This window comes from Sphingomonas sp., from assembly GCF_019635455.1.
In the GTDB taxonomy this organism is placed as follows: domain Bacteria; phylum Pseudomonadota; class Alphaproteobacteria; order Sphingomonadales; family Sphingomonadaceae; genus Sphingomonas.
Window position 1 is genome coordinate 436436 of record NZ_JAHBZJ010000001.1, and the last position, 20686, is coordinate 457121.

Consider the following 20686-nt stretch of genomic DNA (forward strand, 5'->3'; position numbering starts at 1 on the left):
GCCGCGCCTCACAGCAGCGGGCCGACGATCGCCAGCGCATTGTTCCACAGCCGTCGCCCCACGCCCCATGCCGCGACCTGATCGCCGGTGATTTCCCGGCTGTCATCCAGATAGGCGATCTGGCGCGCGCGCATCGCGGCGGTCGCGCGGGAATCGTGAAACAGGATGTTGTTCTCGTAATTCAGGTCGAAACTGCGCCGGTCCATATTGGCTGATCCGATCAGCGTCACCTCCCCGTCGAGCGTCAGCGACTTCGTATGCAACAGGCCGCGCCGATATTCGAAGATGCGCACGCCCGCCTCCAGCAGCCGCTGGTAATGGCTGCGGCTGGCCGCGCCGACCGCGAAATCGTCGTTGCGCGCGGGAAAGACGATGGTCGTCGCGACGCCGCGATTGGCGGCCGCGCACAACGCCGCCTGCACCGCCGGGGTCGGCACATAATAGGGGGTGGTGACGATCAATTCGCGCCGCGCCGCAAACATCAGCGTCGCGAACATCTCCGGCATCGCCGCGTTGCGATAGGTGGGGCCGGTCGCCACGACCTGCGCGGTAAAGCCGGGCCGGGCCGGCGGCATCGGCTGGGCCAGCAGCGGGGCGATGTCGTCGCCGCCATTGCCCATCCAGTCGGTCGCGAAGAGATGCTGGTTCTGTCGCACCACCGGCCCCTCGAACCGCATCACCGCATCGACCCAGGGGGCGAAGTTCCGCTTCGGCAGAAAGGCCGGGTCGGCACAGTTCTGGCTACCGCAATAGGTGACGCGATTGTCGATCACCACGACCTTCCGGTGGTTGCGAAGATCAATCCGGCCATTGACCATGCGGATCAGCGGATTGCCCACCGGAAGCGCGCGGCGCAGCAACACTCCCGCCGCCGCCAGCGCCGCCCAGCGCGGACCACGAATGAACGCCCGCGACCCGATATCATCGACCAGCGCGCGACAGGTTACGCCCCGCCCCGCCGCGCGCGCCAGCGCGTCGGCGACCAGGCCGCCATTGCGATCGTCCAGCCAGATATAGAAGAGCAGATGGACGCTGTCCGACGCGCCGTCGATATCCGCGACCAGCCGCGCGATCATCTCGTCCGATCCAGGCATCAGCTCGCACCGGTTGCCGCCGACCGCGCGATAGCCGCTGATCGACTGGCCGACACGGAACAGCGGCGCATAGGGGCCGCCGGCGTCCGCCTGGTCCGGCGCGCCGGCGACGGCCGCCGGCGCGGGCAGCAACGCGCCGGTATCGTGCAGGCGATCGACCCGCGTCCGCCCGATATTGGTGGTTCCCAGCAACAGGTAACCCAGCGCACCGACATAGGGCAGCGCGATCAGCACGACGAGCCATGCCAGCCGCGATTCCGGCTCACGGTTCCGGCGCAGCATGACATGGGCGCCGAACAGCAGGACGAGCAATGTGTGGACCCCGATCAGCAGCATCGCCGCGCCCTTTCCCGTTTTTGCCCCGCCCTGCTCCGGCCTTCTCAAGCGCCGGACCATGGGCTAGGCTCACCACCATCTCACGCGCAGGAGAGACCCCCGATCATGTCCGACGGAAAGCCGCGCTACCAGCCCTATCACAGCCCGGCGGGCGGATGGGGCGCCGCCGCCGCCACGGCAAAGGTGCTGATGCGCGAAAGCGTGCTGGTGAAGGGTTCGAAGGCGCTGTTGTCGATGAACCAGCCCGGCGGCTTCAAATGCCCCAGCTGCGCCTTTCCCGATCCGGACTGCCGCCAGACGCTGGAATTCTGCGAAAACGGCGCAAAGGCGCTGGCGCATGAGGCCACGAAATTTCGCGTCACCCGCGAATTCTTTGCGCAGCACAGCGTGACCGATCTGGCCGGCAAGTCGGATTATTGGCTGGAGAAACAGGGCCGGCTGACCGAACCGATGCGCTATGACGCGGCGAACGACCGCTATGTTCCGGTCAGCTGGGACGAGGCGTTCGCCACGATCGGACGGCATCTGCGCGGGCTGGACAGCCCGCATCGGGCGGAATTCTACACCTCTGGCCGGACGCCGAACGAGGCGGCATTCCTCTATTCGATCTTCGTGCGCGCATTCGGCACCAACAACTTTCCCGACTGTTCGAACATGTGCCACGAGCCGACCAGCCGCGGCCTGCCGCCGGCGATCGGCGTCGGCAAGGGGACCGTCGTGATGGCGGACTTCGAACATACCGAGGCGCTGTTCATCATCGGCCAGAATACCGGCACCAACGCGCCGCGGATGATGACCAACCTGGTCGAGGCGCACCGGCGCGGGGTGCCGATCGTCGCGGTCAATCCGATGCCCGAACGCGCGCTCATCCGTTTTACCGAGCCGCAGGACGTGGTCCAGATGGCGACGCTGGGATCGACCCCGATCGCCAGCGAGTTCGTCCATATCCGGATCGGCGGCGACATCGCGCTGATCAAGGGGATGATGAAGGTCCTGTTCGAGCGCGAGGATGCGGGCGAGCGGGTGATCGACTGGAACTTCATCCACGCCCACACCGCCGGGATCGATGCGGTGCGCGACGACGCGATGGCGACCGACTGGGCCGATCTGGTCCGCGTGTCGGGGCTGGAAGAGGCGCAGATTCGGCGCTGTGCCGAAATCTATATCCGCTCCAACGCGACGATGATCTGTTACGGCATGGGCCTGACCCAGCATCAGGAGGGGTCCCGGCTGATTCAGCAGGTGTGCAACCTGTTGCTGTTACGCGGGAATTTCGGAAAGCCGGGCGCGGGCATCGCCCCGATCCGCGGCCATTCCAATGTTCAGGGCGACCGCACCGTGGGCATCGACGAGCGCCCCTCGCCCGCCTATCTCGACCAGGTACAGGCGGTGTTCGGCTTCGATCCCCCGCGCGAGATCGGCCATCATACGGTCGAGGCGGTCGAGGCGATGCTGGCCGGCGACGCGAAGGTGTTCATCGGCCTGGGCGGCAATTTCGTGCGCGCGGTGCCGGACACCGATCGTGCCTATGCCGCGATGCGCGGGCTGGACCTGACCGTCGCGATTTCGACGAAGCTGAACCGCGGCCATGTGATCCATGGCAAGGAGGCGCTGATCCTGCCGGTCGTGTCCCGCTCCGAACGGATCGAAACCCCCGCGGGCGAACAGTTCGTGACGATCGAGGATGCGATGTCGAACGTCACCGCTTCGCGCGGCGTGCTCGATCCGGTGAGCGCCGACTGCCTGCCCGAGGTGGAGATCGTGTGCCGCATGGCGCGCGCGACCCTTCCCGACAGCGCGATCGCGTGGGAGGCATATGCCCACGACTATGCCGCGATCCGCGACAAGATTGCCGAGGTGTATCCGGCGATCTACAGCGACTTTTCGGCGCGGATCGCGGCGCCGGAGGGCTTTCACCTCGACGTGCCGCCCCGCCGGCTGGTGTGGCCCACCCCCAATGGCAAGGCCAATTTCCTGTTGTTCAAAGGGCTGGACGTCAACGCACCGGTCGATGATCCGGCGATGCTGCGGCTGGCCACGGTGCGGTCTCACGATCAGTTCAACACCACCATCTACAGCAACAGTGATCGTTATCGCGGCGTCTATAACGACCGGATGGTGGTGTTCATGAACCCGGAGGATCGCCAGGCGCGCGGGTTCGCGGACAAGGGGCGGATCGCGCTGGAAACGATCAGCGCCGATGGCATTGCGCGGCGCGTGGGCGGGCTGACGGTCATCGACTATCCGATGTCGCGCGGTGCGATCGCCGGCTATTATCCCGAACTCAACCCGCTGCTGCCGCTCGATTATTATGACGAGGTGAGCGGCACGCCGGCAGCGAAGTCGATCCCGGTGCGCGCGGTTCCCGATCCGGCCTGAGCGTTCCCGCCGATCAGGCGGTGGCCGCCCCCGCGCGCAGGATTTTCAGCCAGGGGTTGATATCCGGTTCGGCGATCCGGACCAGCCGGTTGGTATCATGGTGTTCGAACGGCGCCGCCTGCCCCGCGACCATCAGCATCGTGTGTTCGGTATAGCGCCAGGCGCCATCATCCTCGAAATCGATCTGCAACCGATAGCTGTCGGTGCGGAAGGCGCGTTCCAGGAAATCGGTCGAGCAGATGCCATAGCCGCTGGCGCCGCGCGTCGCCTCGACCACGATCCGGCGCGCGTCCGGTTCGGCATGGCCGGATGCGAGTGCGACCTGGCCGCGCGGGATCGCCAGCGTCTGCATCACCAGCCCGGTCGCCGGCTCCCACAGCCAATAGCCGATCTGGTCGTGAAAGGTCACCGCCTCGCCCGGCGTCGTGATGTGGATGTGATAGCGCAGGCCATAGAGCAATTGCGGCCCGTTGGTCTGTGGATCGATCGGCTGCATCGTCACATGTTCGACAAAGCCCTTGCGCTCGGGGCCGTCCGCCTTGGGCGCGGTATCGTGGCCGCCATCGCTCTGCCACACCCCCGCCAGCCGGCGCAGCGGACCCAGATTGGCGAGCGTGTCCGGATCGACGTGGGCCGGTTCGGTGAAGATGTCGGGCGGCTTCGTGGTCATGCGGCGTCTTTCCTGAACGAAGGCCCGGCGCGGCCCCCTGGCAGATTGAGGGCAATGTTGATCGCGATGCAACCACCCGGCATGACGATGCGCGGTGGATGAGACGATGAACGGGATCGAACGGCTTCACACGGACTTCACGGTCGCCCGGCTGGCGTTCGACGATGCCGGCGATGGCCCGGTACGGCGCAGCGTCGCGATCGAGGCGCCGGTGGCGATCGAGGCGTGTGGCATCGGCTATGCCGTGATGATGGCGACCCCGGCCGATCTGGAGGATTATGCCACTGGCTTCGCGCTTGCCGAGGGGCTGGCGGACACGCGCGCCGATATCGAGAGCGTCGAGGCGCATGGAACGGCGCAGGGCGGCGTGGTCCTGCGCATCTGGCTCGCGGCGCGATGCCGCGCGCGGGTGTTCGAACGCGCGCGCATGCGGGTGTCGGAGAGCAGCTGCGGCCTGTGCGGCATGGAGAGCATCGACCAGGTGATGCGCCCCCTTCCCCGGCTCACCGCCCGTATCGCCACCGACCGCGCCGCGATTGCCGCCGCGCTGGCGACGCTGCGCGACCATCAGCCGCTCGGTCGCGCGACCGGGGCCGCCCATGCCGCCGCCTTTTGCCGGTCCGACGGAACCATCGCCTGCGTGCGCGAGGATGTCGGGCGCCACAATGCGCTCGACAAGCTGGTCGGCGCACTGGCGCGGGAAGGCACCGACCCTGCGGCCGGGTTCATCCTGCTGTCGGCCCGATGCAGCTACGAGCTGGTGGAAAAGACGGTGCGATCCGGCTGTCCGATGCTGGTGACGATCTCTGCCCCCACCAGCCTGGCGGTGGAGCGGGCGACCGCCGCCGGGCTGACGCTGGTGAGCCTGGCACGGGCCGATTCCGCGCTGGTGGTCAGCGATTCACGCGGGCAGATCCGATGAGGCTCGGCGCGCTGCTGGCCGGCGGACGATCGCGCCGTTTCGGCACCGACAAGGCGCTGGCGCGGCTGAACGGGCAGACGCTTCTCGATCACGCGGCGCATGCCCTTGCGGCCTATTGCGACAGCGTGGTCGTGATCGGCCACGAAGCCAGTGGGTATCGCACGCTGCCCGATTGGCCGCGCGCCGGCCTTGGTCCGCTCGGCGGCCTCGCCGCCGCGCTGCGCCATGCCGCCGGACACGGCCATGGCGAGGTGCTGGCGATTCCGGTCGATTGCCTCACGCTCCCCGCTCCGCTGGTCGATCGGCTCTCGCCCGGCCCCGCCTGCCTGACCGGACAGCCGGTCATCGGGGTGTGGCCCGCCGCGCTGGCGGACGCGATCGATGCGTTCGTCCGCACGGATCCGCGCCGTTCGATGCGCGGCTTTGCGACAAAGGTCGGCGCGCGAATGATCGAAAGCGACTTCGTCCCCCCGAACATCAACACGCCGGACGACCTTGCCCGCATGACGCCGGGGTGGCGCCTGAGCTAGGCCGCCAGTTCCTTGAGCGGCGTCTGCGTATCGGCGAGCCGTTCGGGATCGACGGACAGCCGCTCGACCACCAGCTTGCGGCCCTGCACATAATCCTTCGTCGCGTTGACGCAGTCGAGCGCGATCACCCGCCCGCCCTTCAGATAGATGATCGAGAAGCTGCGCGTCGCGGGATCGCCGCGCAGCACCGTCGCGTCATGGCCGATCGACAGGCCGACCGTTTGAAGCCGAAGATCATATTGGTTCGACCAGAACCATGGCACCGAATCATAATGCGCATCCAGCCCGGCGATCGTCTTTGCCGCGACGGTCGCCTGATCGTTGGCGTTCTGAACCGATTCGACCCGGATCGCCGCGCCATCGGCATAGGCGTTGGCGTGCAGCGCACAGTCGCCGATCGCGAAGATATCGGGCAGCGACGTGCGGCACTGGGCATCAACCGCCACGCCGTTGCCGCCATTCGCCCCCGCAGCGATCAGCGGCTCGACCGCCGGGATGATGCCGATTCCCACGATCACCAGATCGGCCGGGATCACCTCCCCATCGGCCAGGCGCACGCCGCTCACCTTGCCGTCGCCCTCGATGCAATCGACCGCGACGCCCAGCCGCACATCGACGCCGTGCGCACGATGCTCCGCCTCGTAAAAGCGTGACAGGTCCGGGCCGGCGACCCGCGCCAGAACCCGGTCCAGCGCTTCGAGCAGCACCACCTGCTTGCCGAACTTGGCAAGCACCGCCGCCGCCTCCAGCCCGATATAGCCGCCGCCGATCACCACCGCGCGGGTGACATGGGTCAGCTCGTCCATCATCCGGTCGGCATCGGCGCGGGTGCGCACGGTGTGGACCCCGGCCAGGGTGTTGCCGGCGCAGCCCAGCCGACGCGGCGCGCCGCCGGTCGCCCAGATCAACTTGCCATAGCCGATCATCGCGCCATCGTCGCAGGTGACGCTGTGCGCCGCCGGATCGACCGCGACCACGCGCCGGCCGGGCAGCATCGTCACCCCCCGCTCCTCCCAAAAGGCGGCAGGACGGATCAGGAGGCGGTCGAACCCCTTTTCCCCCGCCAGATATTCCTTGGACAGTGGCGGGCGCTCATAGGGCAGTTCCGGTTCGTCCCCGACCATCCCGATCGTGCCGTCAACCTTCGCCTGGCGCAGCGCAATGGCCGCCTGAGCGCCGCCATGTCCGGCTCCCACGATCAGGACGTCAAAGTGCATCGACCATTCTCCCTTGCCACGGCGCGGCGCGCATCGCGCCCGTCATTGCCGCGCGCAATCGCGCATGAACGGTGGCAAGGTCAATGCAGCACCGCTCAATCGCGGGCCGGCGCGGGAAACGGATCGGGCGTCAGACGGCGTCCTGCCGCTGCCGGCCGCACTCATTGGCGGGGCGTGAAATCCTCGACCAGCTGATAATGGGCGGCCGGAAAGACCTGGCGTGCGCAGGTCACCGGATCCTGTCCCCGCCATGTCCAGCGCTCGATCTGCAAACATGGCGCGCCGGAGTCGATGCGCAGTTCGCGCGCGGCCTCGGCGCCGGCGCCGATCGCGCCGATCCGGTGCCGCGCCTCGGTCCAGGGGACATGCGCGAGCAGCCACGCGCCCGGCGCGGTCGCCGCGAAATCCGCCCCTTCCGCACCCGGCGCCACCGCCAGGTCCAGCCAACGCTCCTCCCAGCCGAACGGCGTGGCGCCGGCATGGTGGATGCCCGACAGCGCCAGCCAGCAGCCGCCCGAGCGGGCCGGGAACCCCTCCGGCGCGCGCCGTTGAAGTTCGACGCTCAGCAACTCCCAGCGATAGGTCTCGCCCCGCGCGGCGATCAGCGCGCCGATATCGGGGACACCGACGACCGCGGTACGGATCTGCGGCTTTGCCACGAAGCTGCCCGCGCGTCGTCGCCGCTCGATCAGCCCCTCGCGCGCCAGCCGGGTCAGCGCCTTGTTCGCGGTGGCGCGCGCACAGCGATAGGTGGCGACCAGTTGATGCTCGGTCGGGACCCGCGTCCCCGGCGCCCATTCGCCCGAGCGGATGCGCGATTCGATGTCGCCGCGGATTCGCGCCTCGATGCTCATGCGATCAGCCTTTCCAATGCCGCCCGATAACGTGCCTCGATCGCGTCACGATGCCGATGCCGCCCGCGCTCCACCTGTTTCGTGCCGGCGCGCCACACGCAATCGATCGTCCGGCGCCCGGCAAAGATCAGCGAATCGAGCAGCGCGTCCCCGCCACGCGCGGCGAAGACCGGATCGTCACGGTTCAGGGAGACGAGGTCGGCAGGCCGCCCGACCGCAAGCCCGGTGGGTATGCCGAGCGCGCGGCCCCCGCCCGCCACGGCATCGCCATAAAGCCGCGCGCCGGTCGAACATCGCGTCTCCGCCGCGAGGACATTGCGTGCGCGCGCGGTCAGCCGCTGGCCATATTCGAGCAGGCGAAGCTCCTCCGCAGCGTCGATCCGCACGTTCGAATCGCTGCCGATACCAAAGACGCCCCCCGCGTCGAGAAAGGGCGCCGCCGGAAAGAGGCCGTCGCCAAGATTGGCTTCGGTGACGGGACACAGGCCGACCACGGCGCCAGCGGAAGCGACGTCCGCGATTTCATTCCGATCGACATGCGTGGCGTGAACCAGCGTCCAGCGGGCATCGACGGGCAGGTGATCGAAAAGCCAATGCACCGGCCGCCGCCCGCTCCACGCGACACATGCCTCAACCTCCTGCACCTGCTCGGCGATATGGATGTGGATCGGCCCGCCTGGCGCGACCGGCATCAGCGCACGCAGTTCGTCGAGCGTCACCGCGCGCAGGCTGTGCGGCGCGATGCCGATCACGCCATCGGACGGCAACAGCGCGGCGGCACGCCCGACCAGATCGGCAAAGCCATCGACGTCATGGACGAACCGCGCCTGCGCCGCGCCCGGCGCCTGCCCGCCAAATCCGCCATGCGCGTAAAAGACCGGGAGCAAGGTCAGCCCGATCCCCGCCATCTCCGCCGCCGCCACGATCCGCCCGCTCATTTCGGCCGGGTCGTCGTATCGCGACCCGTCGGGCGCATGATGCAGATAGTGGAATTCGCCGACGCGGGTGAAGCCGACCTCCAGCATCTCGGCAAAGGCGAGGGTGGCGATCGCCTCGCATTCGTCCGGGCCGATCCGGGCGACGAAGCGATACATCAGGTCGCGCCACGACCAGAAATCGTCGCTCGCCGCGCCGCGCATCTCGGTCAGCCCGGCCATGGCGCGCTGGAACGCGTGGCTGTGCAGGTTGGGGATGCCGGGCAGTGCGGCGAAATGGATTTCGTCCCCCGCGTCCGGCGCCACCCCGATATCGACCGACGCGATCCGGCCGTCCGCGACACACAGGCGCACGCGATCGGCCCAGCCATGTTCCAGCAGCGCAGTCTCGAACCACAGATTCATCGCATTTATGTCTAGACATATTCGGCCGCATGTCCAACGATAAGCAGATGCCGATTCCCGACATTCTGTGGCGCAACGCCCGCCTGGCGACCATGGCGGATGGCACGGGGCTGGGCGTGGTCGAACGCGGCGCCGTCGCGGCAACGGGCGGGCGCATCGTGTTCGCCGGCCCCCAGGACGCGGCTCCCGATGCCAGGACGATCGTGGACTGCGACGGCCGCTGGATCACGCCGGGCCTGATCGACTGTCACACCCACCTGGTCCATGCCGGCGATCGCGCGAAAGAGTTCGAGGCGCGGCTGGAAGGCGCGACCTATGAAGAGATCGCGCGCGCCGGCGGCGGCATTCTCTCGACGGTCGGCGCGACCCGCGCCGCGGACGAGGACGAGCTGATCGCCACCGCCCTGCCCCGGCTCGACCAGCTGATCGGCGAGGGCGTAACGACGGTCGAGGTGAAATCGGGCTATGGCCTCACGCTTGACGACGAGCTGAAGATGCTGCGCGCGGGCAAGCGGCTGGGGACGGCGCGGGCGGTGCGGATTCGCGCCACGCTGCTCGCCGCGCACGCGGTGCCGCCCGAATTTCGCGGCGATCCGGACGGCTATGTCGATCTGGTCTGCGACCGGATCATCCCCGCCGCGCGCGGCATCGCCGATGCGGTGGACGCGTTTTGCGAGGGCATCGGCTTTACCCCGGCGCAGACCGGGCGCGTCCTTGCCGCCGCACGCGCCAACGGGATGCCGGTCAAGCTGCATGCCGAACAGCTCTCCAATCAGAATGGCGCGGCGCTGGCCGCACGGTTCGGCGCATTGTCGGCCGACCATCTTGAGCATCTGGACGATGCCGGAATCGCGGCGATGGCGCGCGCCGGCACCGTCGCCACGCTGCTCCCGGGCGCCTATTATTTCACGCGTGAGACGCGTCCGCCACCGGTTGCGGCGCTGCGCGATGCCGGGATTCCCATCGCAATCGCCACCGATTGCAATCCCGGAACCTCACCCATGGCTTCGTTGCTGCTCGCCGCGAACATGGGCGCGACGCTGTTCCGGCTGACGGTCGCCGAATGCCTGCGCGGCATCACCATCCACGCCGCCCGCGCCCTGGGCCTGGCTGCCGATATCGGCAGTCTCGAAACCGGCAAGGCGGCGGATCTGGCGATCTGGGACATCACCGAACCCGCCGAACTGGTCTATCGGATCGGCGCCAACCCCCTTCACACACGGATATTCGACGGCCGATGATCACCCCCGGCAATACCCCGCTCAAGACCTGGCGCGCGATCTATCGGGGAGAGCCTGCGTCGCTCGACCCCGCCTGTCACGGTCGCGTTGCCGCCAGCGCCGATGCGGTGCAGGCGATCCTGGGGCGGGGGGAGCCGGTCTATGGGATCAACACCGGCTTTGGAAAACTGGCATCGGTGCGGATCGGCAATGACGATCTCGAAACGCTTCAGCGAAACATCGTGCTGAGCCACGCGGCGGGCGTCGGCGATCCGATGCCGGCACCGGTGGTCCGGCTGATGATCGCGCTCAAGCTCGCGAGCCTGGCGCAGGGGCATAGCGGCGTGCGGCCCGAAACCGTCGCGATGCTCCAGGACATGCTAGATCGCGGGATCACGCCGATCATCCCCTCCCAGGGGTCGGTCGGCGCGAGCGGCGACCTCGCCCCACTCGCCCATCTCGCCGCCGCGATGATCGGCGTGGGCGACGTGTTGGTCGATGGGGTGCCGCGCCCGGCCGGCCCGATGCTGGGCCGCCTGACGCTCGGCCCGAAGGAAGGGCTGGCGCTGCTCAACGGCACGCAGTTCAGCACCGCCTATGCACTCGCCGCGCTGTTCGAGACCGAACGGTTGTTTCGCGCCGCGCTCGTCACCGGCGCGCTCTCGACCGAGGCGGCGAAGGGGTCCGACACGCCGTTCGATCCGCGGATTCATGACGTGCGCGGTCATCCCGGCCAGATCGAGGTGGCAACGGCGCTCGCCGGGCTGATGGCCAATTCCGCGATCCGCGCATCGCACCGCGAGGGGGACGAACGGGTGCAGGACCCCTATTGCCTGCGCTGCCAGCCGCAGGTGATGGGCGCATGCCTGACGCTGATCCGCCAGGTCGCGGACACGCTGGGCGTCGAGGCGAACGGCGTGACCGACAACCCGCTGATCTTCGCGGAATCGGGCGAGGCGCTGTCGGGCGGCAATTTCCATGCCGAACCGGTCGCCTTCGCCGCCGACATGCTGGCGCTGGCGATCTGCGAGATCGGCAGCCTGGCCGAACGGCGCATCGCGATGCTGGTCGATCCCGCGCTGTCGGGCCTGCCGGCGTTCCTTACCCCGCGCCCCGGCCTCAATTCCGGCTTCATGATTCCGCAGGTGACCGCCGCCGCGCTGGTGAGCGAGAACAAGCAGCGCGCGCATCCGGCGAGTGTCGATTCGATCCCGACCAGCGCGAACCAGGAGGATCATGTGTCGATGGCCGGCCATGGCGCGCGCCGCCTGCTCGACATGACCGCCAACCTCGCCGCCATTCTTGGCATCGAATATCTCGCCGCAGCGCAGGGATGCGATTTCCACGCGCCGCTGACGTCCAGCGAAGCGCTGGAGGCCGCGCGCGCGCAGCTCCGCGCGCGGGTGCCGCATCTGGACGAGGACCGCCATTTCGCCCCCGACATCGCCGCCGCCACCGCGCTGATCGCGAGCGGGACGCTGGGCGACGGGCTGCCGGGAGCGGTGCGATGATCGATATCCGCACCGGCGATGCGCCGCTGATCGTCAGCATTCCCCATGCCGGGGTCGAAATCCCCGCCGGGGTCACCGGGCTGGTTTCCCCCGAACTCGCCCGGCACGATGCGGACCTCTATGTCGATCGGCTCTATGCCTTTGCGGCGGAACTGGACGCGACGATCGTGCGCACGCCGGTGTCGCGCACCGTCATCGACGTGAACCGCGATCCGGCCGGCCAGACGCTCTATCCCGGGCAATTCACCACCGGCCTCTGTCCGGTCGAAACCTTTGACAGCATTCCCCTCTACCTTCCCGGCGGCGAGCCGGACGCGGCGGAGATCGCGCGCCGCCGCACCGCCTGGTTCGATCCCTACCACGCGGCGCTGACGGGGGAGATCGCGCGGTTGCGCGCGCGGCATGCCGCGATCGTCCTTTACGATGCGCATTCGATCCGCAGCGTCGCGCCGCGCCTGTTCGACGGCGTGCTGCCCGCGTTCAACATCGGCACCAACGACGGCGCATCCTGCGCCCCGGCGCTCGCCGCCGCGATCGGGCAGGTCTGTGACGACAGCGGGCGCACGCGCGTGACCAACGGACGGTTCAAGGGCGGATGGATCACCCGCCATTACGGCGCCCCCATGCGCGGGGTCCATGCGATCCAGATGGAGCTGGCGATGCGCGCCTATCTGATCGAAACGCCGGAGGACTGGCCACCGCCATGGCATCCGGCGACCGCCCGGGATTGCCAGCGGACGCTCCGCCGCATCCTCACCGCCGCCATCGACTTCGCGAGACACCAATGACCACCCGAACCGACAACAGCCGCCGGATCAAGGCACCGACCGGAACCGACCTGACGGCGCGGAGCTGGCTGACCGAGGCACCGCTCCGGATGCTGATGAACAACCTCGACCCCGACGTCGCCGAAGCGCCGGAAAGCCTGGTCGTCTATGGCGGGATCGGGCGCGCCGCCCGCGACTGGGAAAGTTTCGACCGCATCGTCGATACGCTCCGCCGCCTCGACGACGATCAGACGCTGCTCGTCCAGTCGGGCAAGCCGGTCGGCGTGTTTCGCACCCACCCCGACGCACCGCGCGTGCTGATCGCCAACTCCAACCTGGTCCCCCATTGGGCGACATGGGACCATTTCGACGCGCTCGATCGAAAGGGGCTGGCGATGTACGGCCAGATGACCGCTGGCAGCTGGATCTATATCGGCACGCAGGGCATCGTGCAGGGAACCTATGAGACATTCGTCGAGGCGGGGCGCCAGCATTATGACGGCGACCTGTCCGGCCGGTGGATCCTCACCGCCGGCCTGGGCGGAATGGGCGGCGCACAGCCGCTCGCCGCGACGATGGCGGGCGCGTCCTGCCTTGCCGTCGAATGCCAGCCCAGCCGGATCGAGATGCGGCTGCGCACCCGCTATCTCGATCGCAGCGCGACCAGCATCGACGAGGCGCTGGAGATCATCCGCACCTCCCAGAACCCGGTCTCGGTCGGCCTGCTCGGCAACGCGGCGGAGATCCTGCCCGAGCTCGTCCGGCGCGGCGTGCGCCCCGACATGGTGACCGACCAGACCAGCGCGCACGATCCGGTGAACGGCTACCTTCCCGCCGGCTGGACGCTGGACCAGTGGTTCGCGAAGCGCGAGACCGACCGGGGCGCGGTCGAGGCCGCCGCCCGCAGCTCGATGGCGGCGCACGTCCGCGCGATGCTCGCCTTTCAGCAAATGGGCGTCCCGGTGTTCGACTATGGCAACAATATCCGCCAGGTCGCAAAGGACGCCGGCGTCGCCGACGCGTTCGCCTTTCCCGGCTTCGTTCCCGCCTATATCCGACCGCTGTTCTGCCGCGGCGTCGGCCCGTTCCGCTGGGCCGCACTGTCGGGCAACCCGGACGACATCTGGAAGACCGATGCGAAGGTGAAGGAGCTGCTTCCCGGCAACCATCACCTGCATCAATGGCTCGACATGGCGCGCGACCGCATCGCCTTTCAGGGGCTTCCCGCGCGGATCTGCTGGGTCGGCCTGGGCGACCGCCATCGCCTCGCCCTCGCCTTCAACGACATGGTGGCCAAGGGCGAACTGGACGCGCCGATCGTCATTGGCCGCGATCATCTCGACAGCGGCTCGGTCGCCAGCCCGAACCGGGAGACAGAGGCGATGCGCGACGGTTCCGACGCGGTGTCGGACTGGCCGCTGCTCAATGCGCTGCTGAACACCGCATCGGGCGCGACCTGGGTATCGCTGCACCATGGCGGCGGCGTCGGCATGGGTTATTCGCAGCATTCGGGAATGGTGATCGTCGCCGACGGCACGCCGGAGGCGGCCCGACGCCTCGAGCGCGTCCTGTGGAACGACCCGGCGACCGGCGTCATGCGCCATGCGGACGCGGGGTATGAGATCGCGCGGGACTGCGCGCGCGAGATGGGTCTGGACCTGCCCTCGATCGGCTGACGCGGGACGCGGCGCGGTCAGCCGAGCGGCGGAGCCTCTGGCGGAATCGCCATGTTGCGCCACCGCGCGACCGGCAGGGCGACCACCGGCTCGCCGTCGCGCGGACGCCGGCGCTGGATCAGCGTCGCGCCTTCCTGGCTCGTCTCGCCGATCGTCGCGCGCGCATGCACCCAGAAGGTATCGGATCGGAACGAGGTTCCCGGCGGCTGGGTCACCTTCTGCTCCGACAGGTCGCGCAGGGTGATCTGCTCGTTCCGCTTGCGGATCGCGATCAGCCGTTCGGCGACGACCGGATCGTCGAACACGATCGCCAGCAAGTCCCGATCGGCGGCGTTCAGGTTGATCGCGGTATTTCCGGGCAGCGCCGTCACCATCCGCTCCAGCCGGCCGAGCGCACGGGCATCCATGCCGGGAATCAGGCGGATCGGGCGGACGTCGCTGATCGGCCCCTGGGCGCGGACATAGGCGATCGCCTCGACCGCGCGCCCCTCGTCAATGCCGACCGATGCGGCGATCTTCTGAAAGAGGAGCACCGGCGCCACCTCCCCGCTTCGCAGCGAATTGACGTTGAAGCGCCCTTCCGCGTCGCTCACCGCCAGATCAAAGGTGCCGCCCGCGATCGGCGCACCCTTCGCACCGATCGATGCCCATGGCTCGCCGCCATGATCGACCTCGGGCGCGTCGCGTGCGTCGCGCGTCAGCGCGGCGATCGCCGAGAGTTCGCCGCCCCGCACGATCGCTGCAGCCCGCGCCACCTCACGCGTGCGCAATGCGCGGTCGAGCGCCAGTTCCTCGCGATTGATCATCAGCAGCACCAGCCCGCTGGCGATCGCGACGAACATCAGCACGTTGACCAGGATCATGCCCTGTTCGCGATCGCGCGCCGCCATCATTCGTCCTTCGGCTGGACGGGCAGCACGACCACCCGGCGCAGCCGCCCCTGTGGCCCGCGATCGCCCGCAATCTGTAATTCGACCTCGACCGCGCGCGGCCATTGCGCCTTTCGCGCGTCGTCGGGCGGCCAGCGATCGACCCAGGCCGCACCGTCCAGGAACCGCCAGCGCGCGGCGGTCACGCCGTCCAGCAGCGGCTGGGGCTGTGGCGCCGACCGCACCAGCGCGCCCCCGGCCGCCGCATAGCGCACCGGCACGGAGAGCCCGCCCAGTCCCGCCGCCACGCGCACGAACCCGATATCCGATCCACCACCGGCCACGTCGCCGCGCGTGATCTGGTCAAGGTCGCTCTGGATCACGAACATCGTCCGTTGCAGCGCGGCGAGCCGGTCGAGCCGCCCCTCGGTCCGGCTCTGCACTCCCATCACGCTGTCGAGCAGGGCCAGCCCCGCCACCGCGATCAGGGCGAACAGGCCCAGCGAGATGATGAGTTCGAGCAGGGTGAAGCCCGACGCGTCCGACGCCGGTTTCACGCGCCCAGGCTCACCGCCACCGGCTCATATCCCTGGGGGCCGGCGACCACGATCGCCAGTTCGCGCGCCACGCTGCCATCGCTGCGGAACCGCGCATTGCCGGTCACGCAGCGATAGCTGGTTTCCGCCAGCAGTGCGGCCTGGTCCAGCGATCCCTTTTCCCGCAGCGTCTTGACGATCCCGCCGGCATCGTAGGCGAGTGCCGCCAGCACACCGGGATCACCGCCGTGCCGCGCGCGATAGTCGCTCGCGAATTTTCCGAATGCGGCCGGATCGGGGCTGGCGAGCCATGCACCATCAAGCACCTCCAGCGCCGCCGGCCGGAAATCGAGCGCCTGAACGGTGCCGAGCAGCTGAATGCCGCTTCCCTTCAGATTGCGCGCGGCGGCGAGCACCGCCTCGCCACTGCCGGGCAACAGCACCGCATCGGGCGCATCCCCCGCCGCCGGCAGCGGCTGGCCCGGCTGAACCGTCAGCGCACGCACGTCGATGCCGATTTCGCCCTGCACCTTGCCCGCCGCCAGCGCCGCCGCCGCGCTCCATGGCGAGGCATCGTCGATCACCACCACGTCCTTTACCCCGCGTGAGCGGGCGTAGCGCAGGATCGCGCTGGTGACCTGTGACGGGGTGATGCCGAACAGGAACGCGCCAGGGCCGCGCACCACGGCATTGTTGCTGAATGCGATGACCGGCACGCGGCCCTGTACCTCGCCCTCGACCGCCGCCGTCTCCTCTGCGGTAACCGGGCCGACGATCATCGCCGCCTTCGCCTTCAGCGCGTTGCGCGCCGCCAGCGCGGCGCCCGCGGCCGTCCCGCCGGTATCATAGGCGGTGATTTCCGGTCCAGAATCCGCAAGCAACACCGCCTGCCGCATGCTAAGGCCCAGCGCGGCGCGCGGCCCCGACAGCGGGAGCAGCATCGCCACCGGCCGCTTGTCACGCTTTACCTTCGCGTCGAAACCGGCCGCCAGAACGGAGGGACTCGCGAGCAATGCCGGCGGCAACAGACACGCTGATTGCAGCAGCTTCAGCAGATCCCGGCGATGCAGCGCCGGTGTTCGGACGGGCTTCATGGTCGGCACGGCGGCGTCTTACCGTTTTCGTGCTGATCGGGATAGCCGCTTATGTGCTGGCGATGGTGGCGACCATGCCGGCCAGTCTGTTCGTCAAGAACCGGCCATGGCGAACCGGCGTCGCCGGGACGCTGTGGAATGGCGAGGTCGGCGTCGCTGGCGGGACGAAGTTCGAATGGCACTGGGCGCCGCTGCGGTCGATCACCAGTCTCGCCTTCGCCGCCGACTGGACGGCGACGGGTCCCGATACCGATATGGGCGGACGCGTGCTCGCGCGGTTCGGACGCACCGTGCTGGATCGGGTGAGCGGCAGCGCCCATGCCTCGCTGCTCCAGGCGATCCAGCCCGACCTTCCCTTTACCTGCGACCTGGTGATGCAGATCGAGTTCGACTCGATCGCGATCGGCGGGGGATCGGACAACCGGATCGACGGCAAACTGAACACCGATCCCGGCGTCTGCACGCCCAAGGGCGGGGGCAGCGCCGTCCCCGTACCGGCCCTCTTTCTCATCGCGGAGAAGGTTGGGACGCTCACCCGGATCCGCGTGACCCCGATGGCCCAGCGCCGCCAGACGCTGATCGACGCGACATTGACCGAGGATGGCCGGCTGAAGCTCACCGTGACGCCCGATGGCGCACGCATCCTGCCGTTCGTCGGACTGCCGGGCGGCGCGTCGCTCGACGGAACGCTTTAGACTAATCGATAATCCGCGACTCATGCGTGATCGCCGACGGGAAGTCCGAGATATTTCGCCCTACCAGTTCGTCAAGCGCGTCGCCCGCGCTCACGGCAATCGTCTGCTTCACGGGCGCGAGATTTGGAAATTCGGGATCGAACGCCTGCACCAGTGCGAAATAGGCGATCGGATCGCGCTCGCTAGTCGTTGACCATTCGTGGCCCGTATACCAGCGGTCGGCGGACGCGATTTGAATGACATCGACGATCACTGCCGCCATTAACGCCCCCCTGATTGAGTCATAGCGTCACCAGATCGTTCAGATTGATGATCGGCAGCAGGATCGCCAGCACCATCATCAGCACCATGCCGCCCATCAGCAGCAGCACCAGCGGTTCGACCAGCGCGACCAGCGTGCCGGTCACCGCGTCCAGTTCGCGTTCCAGCTCGTCCGCCGCGCGCGACAGGGCCGGACCCAGCTTCCCCGACGCTTCGCCCGATGCCACGATCGCGGTCAGCATCATCGGGAAGACCGCGGCCTCGCTCATCGCTGCGCGCAGGCTGATGCCTTCGCGCACCCGTGCGGCGACATGGAGGGCGCGGCCCTGCACCCACTTATTGGGGGTCACCGCGGCCGCCGCGTGCAGCGCATCGACCAGCGGTACCGCGCTTTCGACCAGCGTGGCGAGGCTGCCGGCGAAGCGCGCGGCATTGTGCTGGCGCGAAAAGCGGCGGAACGGCCAGCGTTCGGTGAATGCCTTATGCACCCGCAACCGGTTCGCCGGAACCGCGACCCAGCGCCCGAACACCAGGAAGCCGATCAGCGCGGCGAGCAGGATGTAGAGGCCATATGCCTGGAGAAACCCCGATACGGCGATCAGCACGCGGGTGAGCAGCGGCAGATCGGTGCCGCGCGATACGAACACCTTCACGATGTCCGGAATCACATAGACGAGCAGCAGCACGATCACGCCGAGCGACACCGTCGCGAGCAGACCCGGATAGAGCAGCGCGAGTTGCAGTTTCTGTGCGTTCGCCTGCCGGTTCTCGACGAAATGGGCGAGGTGGTTCAGCACGTCGGTCAATTTCCCCGACGCCTCCCCCGCCGCCACCGACGCGCGATAGAATTCGGGGAATACCCTGGGGTGGGTTCCCAGCGCGCTCGCGAAGCTGCGCCCGTCGAGCACCGCCGCGCGCACGTCCATCAGCACGCCCGCCACCTTCTGCGCCTCGGCCTGGCTCGCCGCCAGCCGCAGCGATTCCTCGACCGGGATGTCGGACCCGACCAGCGTCGCGATCTGCCGCGTGGCGGTCGCGAGCTGACGCGCGCTCAGCCCGGCGCGGCCCAGTTTCGGCAATTCGATGCGCCCGATCGATCGGCGTTCCGACGCCGGCTCCACCGCGATCGGCAGCAACCCCTGTTCGCGCAACAGGCTGCGCGCGGCGGCGGGCGAGGCGGCATCGATCGTTCCGCGCTTCGCGGCACCCGCCGCATCGGCTGCGCGATAGGCAAAGGCCGGCATCAGCCCTCGTCCCGCGTCACGCGCGCGACTTCCTCCACGGTCGTCACGCCGGCGCGCACCTTGGCCACGCCGTCGTCGAGCAGGCTGGGATTGTCCTTTCGCGCATGCGCCTCAAGCTCGGCCTCGGCCGCGCCGTCGTGGATCATGCCGGCGAACGCCTCATCCACCGCGACCACTTCGTACAGGCCGGCCCGCCCGCGATAGCCATCGCCGCCACAGGCGTCGCACCCGACCGCGCGATAGAGGGGATCGCCAGGGGTCAGCGCACCGCCCAGCATCGCCGCGTCGCCCGCGCCCGCGACGTCCGCGCGCCGGCAGGCGGGGCAGAGCCGCCGCACCAGCCGCTGCGCCGCGACGCCGACCAGCATCGGCGCGAGCAGATAGCGCTCGACCCCCATGTCGATCAGGCGCGTCACCGATCCGACCGCGCTGTTGGTGTGCAGGGTGGAGAGGACGAAATGCCCCGTCATCGCCGACCGCACCGCAACCTCGGCCGTTTCCTGATCGCGGATCTCGCCGACCATGATGACGTCGGGATCCTGCCGCAGGATCGCGCGCAGCCCGCGCGCAAACGTCATCCCGGTCCGCGCATTGACCTGCGTCTGGCCGATGCCGGGCAATTCATATTCGATCGGATCCTCGACCGTCAGGATGTTGCGCCGGCGGTCATTGAGCGTGTGCAGCGCCGCATAGAGGCTCGTCGTCTTGCCCGAGCCGGTAGGGCCGGTGACCAGCAACATGCCATGCGGCCGTTCGAGCAGCCGCGAAAAGACCGCCCGGTCGCGCTCGCTCATCCCCAGATGCGCCAGATCGAGCTTGAGCGATCCCTTTTCGAGCAGGCGCAGCACGACGCGCTCGCCATGCTGGGTGGGAATGGTCGATACGCGTGCATCGACGTCGTGGCCGCCGATCCGCAGCGTCACGCGCCCATCCTGCGGCACGCGCTTTTCGGCGATGTCCAGCTTCGCCATCACCTTGATGCGGCTGACCAGCAGCGGGGCGAGCTCGCGGCGCGGTTCCAGCTTGTCGCGCAGCACGCCGTCGATGCGGAAGCGAACGACGACGCGCTTTTCCTGGGTCTCGACATGGACGTCGGAGGCCCCCTCCTTCACCGCCTCAAGCAACAGCGCGTTGATGAGGCGGATGACCGGAGAATCGTCGCGCGTGTCGAGCAGGTCGTCGATCGATGCCGCGCTGTCCGCGAGCGCCGCCAGGTCGATGTCCGCCATGTCGAGATCAGCCGCCGCGCCGGCGCTGCCCGAATAGGTCGCCGCCAGCGCGTCGTCGAACGCCGTATCGTCCATTGCCACGAACCGCGCGTCGGGCGCGATCCGCTGGACCTCCAGCAGCGCGTCGAGCGGCGCATCGGCGCGATGGACGCATTCCGGCCCCGTCTCACCGGGCCGCAGCACCACACCCGCGCGCCGCGCATAGCCATAGGGCAGCATCGACGGGTGGGTCCCCGCCACGA

The 20686-nt window shown here is 68.7% G+C and carries 19 protein-coding genes; 8 read left to right on the forward strand and 11 right to left on the reverse strand.

All coding sequences use genetic code 11. The annotated features are described in order from the left end of the window. Positions 1-8: 8 nt before the first annotated feature. Positions 9-1430, reverse strand: a complete 1422-nt coding sequence (gene cls, locus KF783_RS02225; RefSeq protein WP_294076254.1) for a cardiolipin synthase — start codon at positions 1428-1430, stop codon at positions 9-11. Between the two features lie 105 nt (positions 1431-1535). On the opposite strand from cls, the gene KF783_RS02230 reads away from it, so the two are divergent. After that, positions 1536-3809 (forward strand): FdhF/YdeP family oxidoreductase, encoded by a 2274-nt coding sequence (locus tag KF783_RS02230; RefSeq protein ID WP_294076255.1) that lies wholly within the window; start codon positions 1536-1538, stop codon positions 3807-3809. A 13-nt stretch (positions 3810-3822) separates the two neighbouring features. Here the strand turns inward: KF783_RS02230 and KF783_RS02235 are convergent, their stop codons facing one another. Next, positions 3823-4479: a heme-binding beta-barrel domain-containing protein gene (locus KF783_RS02235; protein ID WP_294076256.1), complete on the reverse strand. Its 657-nt coding sequence runs from the start codon at positions 4477-4479 to the stop codon at positions 3823-3825. A gap of 106 nt (positions 4480-4585) precedes the next feature. Here KF783_RS02235 and fdhD point away from each other — a divergent pair, with 106 nt between their 5' ends. Together fdhD and KF783_RS02245 are read left to right on the forward strand one after the other, a co-directional pair. Continuing rightward, positions 4586-5401, forward strand: a complete 816-nt coding sequence (fdhD, locus tag KF783_RS02240; protein WP_294076257.1) for a formate dehydrogenase accessory sulfurtransferase FdhD — start codon at positions 4586-4588, stop codon at positions 5399-5401. After that, the gene (locus tag KF783_RS02245) at positions 5398-5931 is read left to right on the forward strand and encodes a molybdenum cofactor guanylyltransferase (protein WP_294076258.1); all 534 of its coding nucleotides are present in this window, start codon (positions 5398-5400) and stop codon (positions 5929-5931) included. The genes fdhD and KF783_RS02245 overlap by 4 nt, the downstream gene beginning before the upstream one ends. Here KF783_RS02245 and KF783_RS02250 read toward each other — a convergent pair. The 3 genes from KF783_RS02250 to KF783_RS02260 all read right to left on the reverse strand — a co-directional run bounded on the left by KF783_RS02250 (position 5928) and on the right by KF783_RS02260 (position 9342). Then, the gene (locus KF783_RS02250) at positions 5928-7148 is read right to left on the reverse strand and encodes an FAD-dependent oxidoreductase (protein WP_294076259.1); all 1221 of its coding nucleotides are present in this window, start codon (positions 7146-7148) and stop codon (positions 5928-5930) included. The two genes, KF783_RS02245 and KF783_RS02250, sit on opposite strands and share 4 nt — an antisense overlap. 161 nt (positions 7149-7309) lie before the next feature. Further along, positions 7310-8002 carry a UTRA domain-containing protein gene (locus tag KF783_RS02255; RefSeq protein ID WP_294076260.1) on the reverse strand — a complete coding sequence of 231 codons (693 nt, stop codon included), beginning with the start codon at positions 8000-8002 and terminating at the stop codon, positions 7310-7312. Beyond that, entirely contained in the window at positions 7999-9342 is a 1344-nt protein-coding gene (locus KF783_RS02260) for a formimidoylglutamate deiminase (RefSeq protein ID WP_294076261.1), read from the reverse strand. Before KF783_RS02260 ends, KF783_RS02255 begins: the two co-directional genes overlap by 4 nt. Positions 9343-9371: 29 nt before the next feature. Between KF783_RS02260 and hutI the strand changes: the two genes are divergently transcribed. Genes hutI through hutU form a run of 4 tightly spaced genes read left to right on the forward strand, consistent with a single transcriptional unit; the run spans position 9372 to position 14516 of the window. Continuing rightward, positions 9372-10583 carry an imidazolonepropionase gene (gene hutI / locus KF783_RS02265; protein WP_294076262.1) on the forward strand — a complete coding sequence of 404 codons (1212 nt, stop codon included), beginning with the start codon at positions 9372-9374 and terminating at the stop codon, positions 10581-10583. Further along, positions 10580-12073, forward strand: a complete 1494-nt coding sequence (gene hutH, locus KF783_RS02270) for a histidine ammonia-lyase (RefSeq protein WP_294076263.1) — start codon at positions 10580-10582, stop codon at positions 12071-12073. The genes hutI and hutH overlap by 4 nt, the downstream gene beginning before the upstream one ends. Then, entirely contained in the window at positions 12070-12861 is a 792-nt protein-coding gene (gene hutG / locus KF783_RS02275; protein WP_294076264.1) for an N-formylglutamate deformylase, read from the forward strand. The genes hutH and hutG overlap by 4 nt, the downstream gene beginning before the upstream one ends. Next, on the forward strand, positions 12858-14516 hold the full coding sequence (hutU, locus tag KF783_RS02280) for a urocanate hydratase (RefSeq protein ID WP_294076265.1): 1659 nt from the start codon (positions 12858-12860) through the stop codon (positions 14514-14516). Before hutG ends, hutU begins: the two co-directional genes overlap by 4 nt. Before the next feature lie 17 nt (positions 14517-14533). On the opposite strand, the gene KF783_RS02285 is transcribed toward hutU, so the two are convergent. The 3 genes from KF783_RS02285 to KF783_RS02295 are packed head-to-tail and all read right to left on the reverse strand — an operon-like array spanning position 14534 to position 17015. Beyond that, the gene (locus KF783_RS02285) at positions 14534-15406 is read right to left on the reverse strand and encodes a type II secretion system protein GspK (RefSeq protein ID WP_294076266.1); all 873 of its coding nucleotides are present in this window, start codon (positions 15404-15406) and stop codon (positions 14534-14536) included. After that, entirely contained in the window at positions 15406-15942 is a 537-nt protein-coding gene (locus KF783_RS02290; RefSeq protein ID WP_294076267.1) for a type II secretion system protein GspJ, read from the reverse strand. The genes KF783_RS02285 and KF783_RS02290 overlap by 1 nt, the downstream gene beginning before the upstream one ends. After that, positions 15939-17015, reverse strand: coding sequence for a penicillin-binding protein activator (locus tag KF783_RS02295; protein WP_294076268.1), 1077 nt, complete (start codon positions 17013-17015; stop codon positions 15939-15941). The genes KF783_RS02290 and KF783_RS02295 overlap by 4 nt, the downstream gene beginning before the upstream one ends. 29 nt (positions 17016-17044) lie before the next feature. Between KF783_RS02295 and KF783_RS02300 the strand changes: the two genes are divergently transcribed. Next, complete coding sequence (locus KF783_RS02300) at positions 17045-17710, forward strand: hypothetical protein (RefSeq protein ID WP_294076269.1); 666 nt, start codon at positions 17045-17047, stop codon at positions 17708-17710. 1 nt (position 17711) lies between these two features. On the opposite strand, the gene KF783_RS02305 is transcribed toward KF783_RS02300, so the two are convergent. From KF783_RS02305 to KF783_RS02315, 3 genes are read right to left on the reverse strand one after another with little or no spacing between them, the layout of a single operon-like run. After that, positions 17712-17972, reverse strand: a complete 261-nt coding sequence (locus KF783_RS02305; RefSeq protein ID WP_294076270.1) for a hypothetical protein — start codon at positions 17970-17972, stop codon at positions 17712-17714. Between the two features lie 19 nt (positions 17973-17991). Beyond that, on the reverse strand, positions 17992-19215 hold the full coding sequence (locus tag KF783_RS02310; RefSeq protein ID WP_294076271.1) for a type II secretion system F family protein: 1224 nt from the start codon (positions 19213-19215) through the stop codon (positions 17992-17994). Then, the gene (locus KF783_RS02315) at positions 19215-20663 is read right to left on the reverse strand and encodes an ATPase, T2SS/T4P/T4SS family (protein ID WP_294076354.1); all 1449 of its coding nucleotides are present in this window, start codon (positions 20661-20663) and stop codon (positions 19215-19217) included. Before KF783_RS02315 ends, KF783_RS02310 begins: the two co-directional genes overlap by 1 nt. Positions 20664-20686 lie beyond the last annotated feature (23 nt).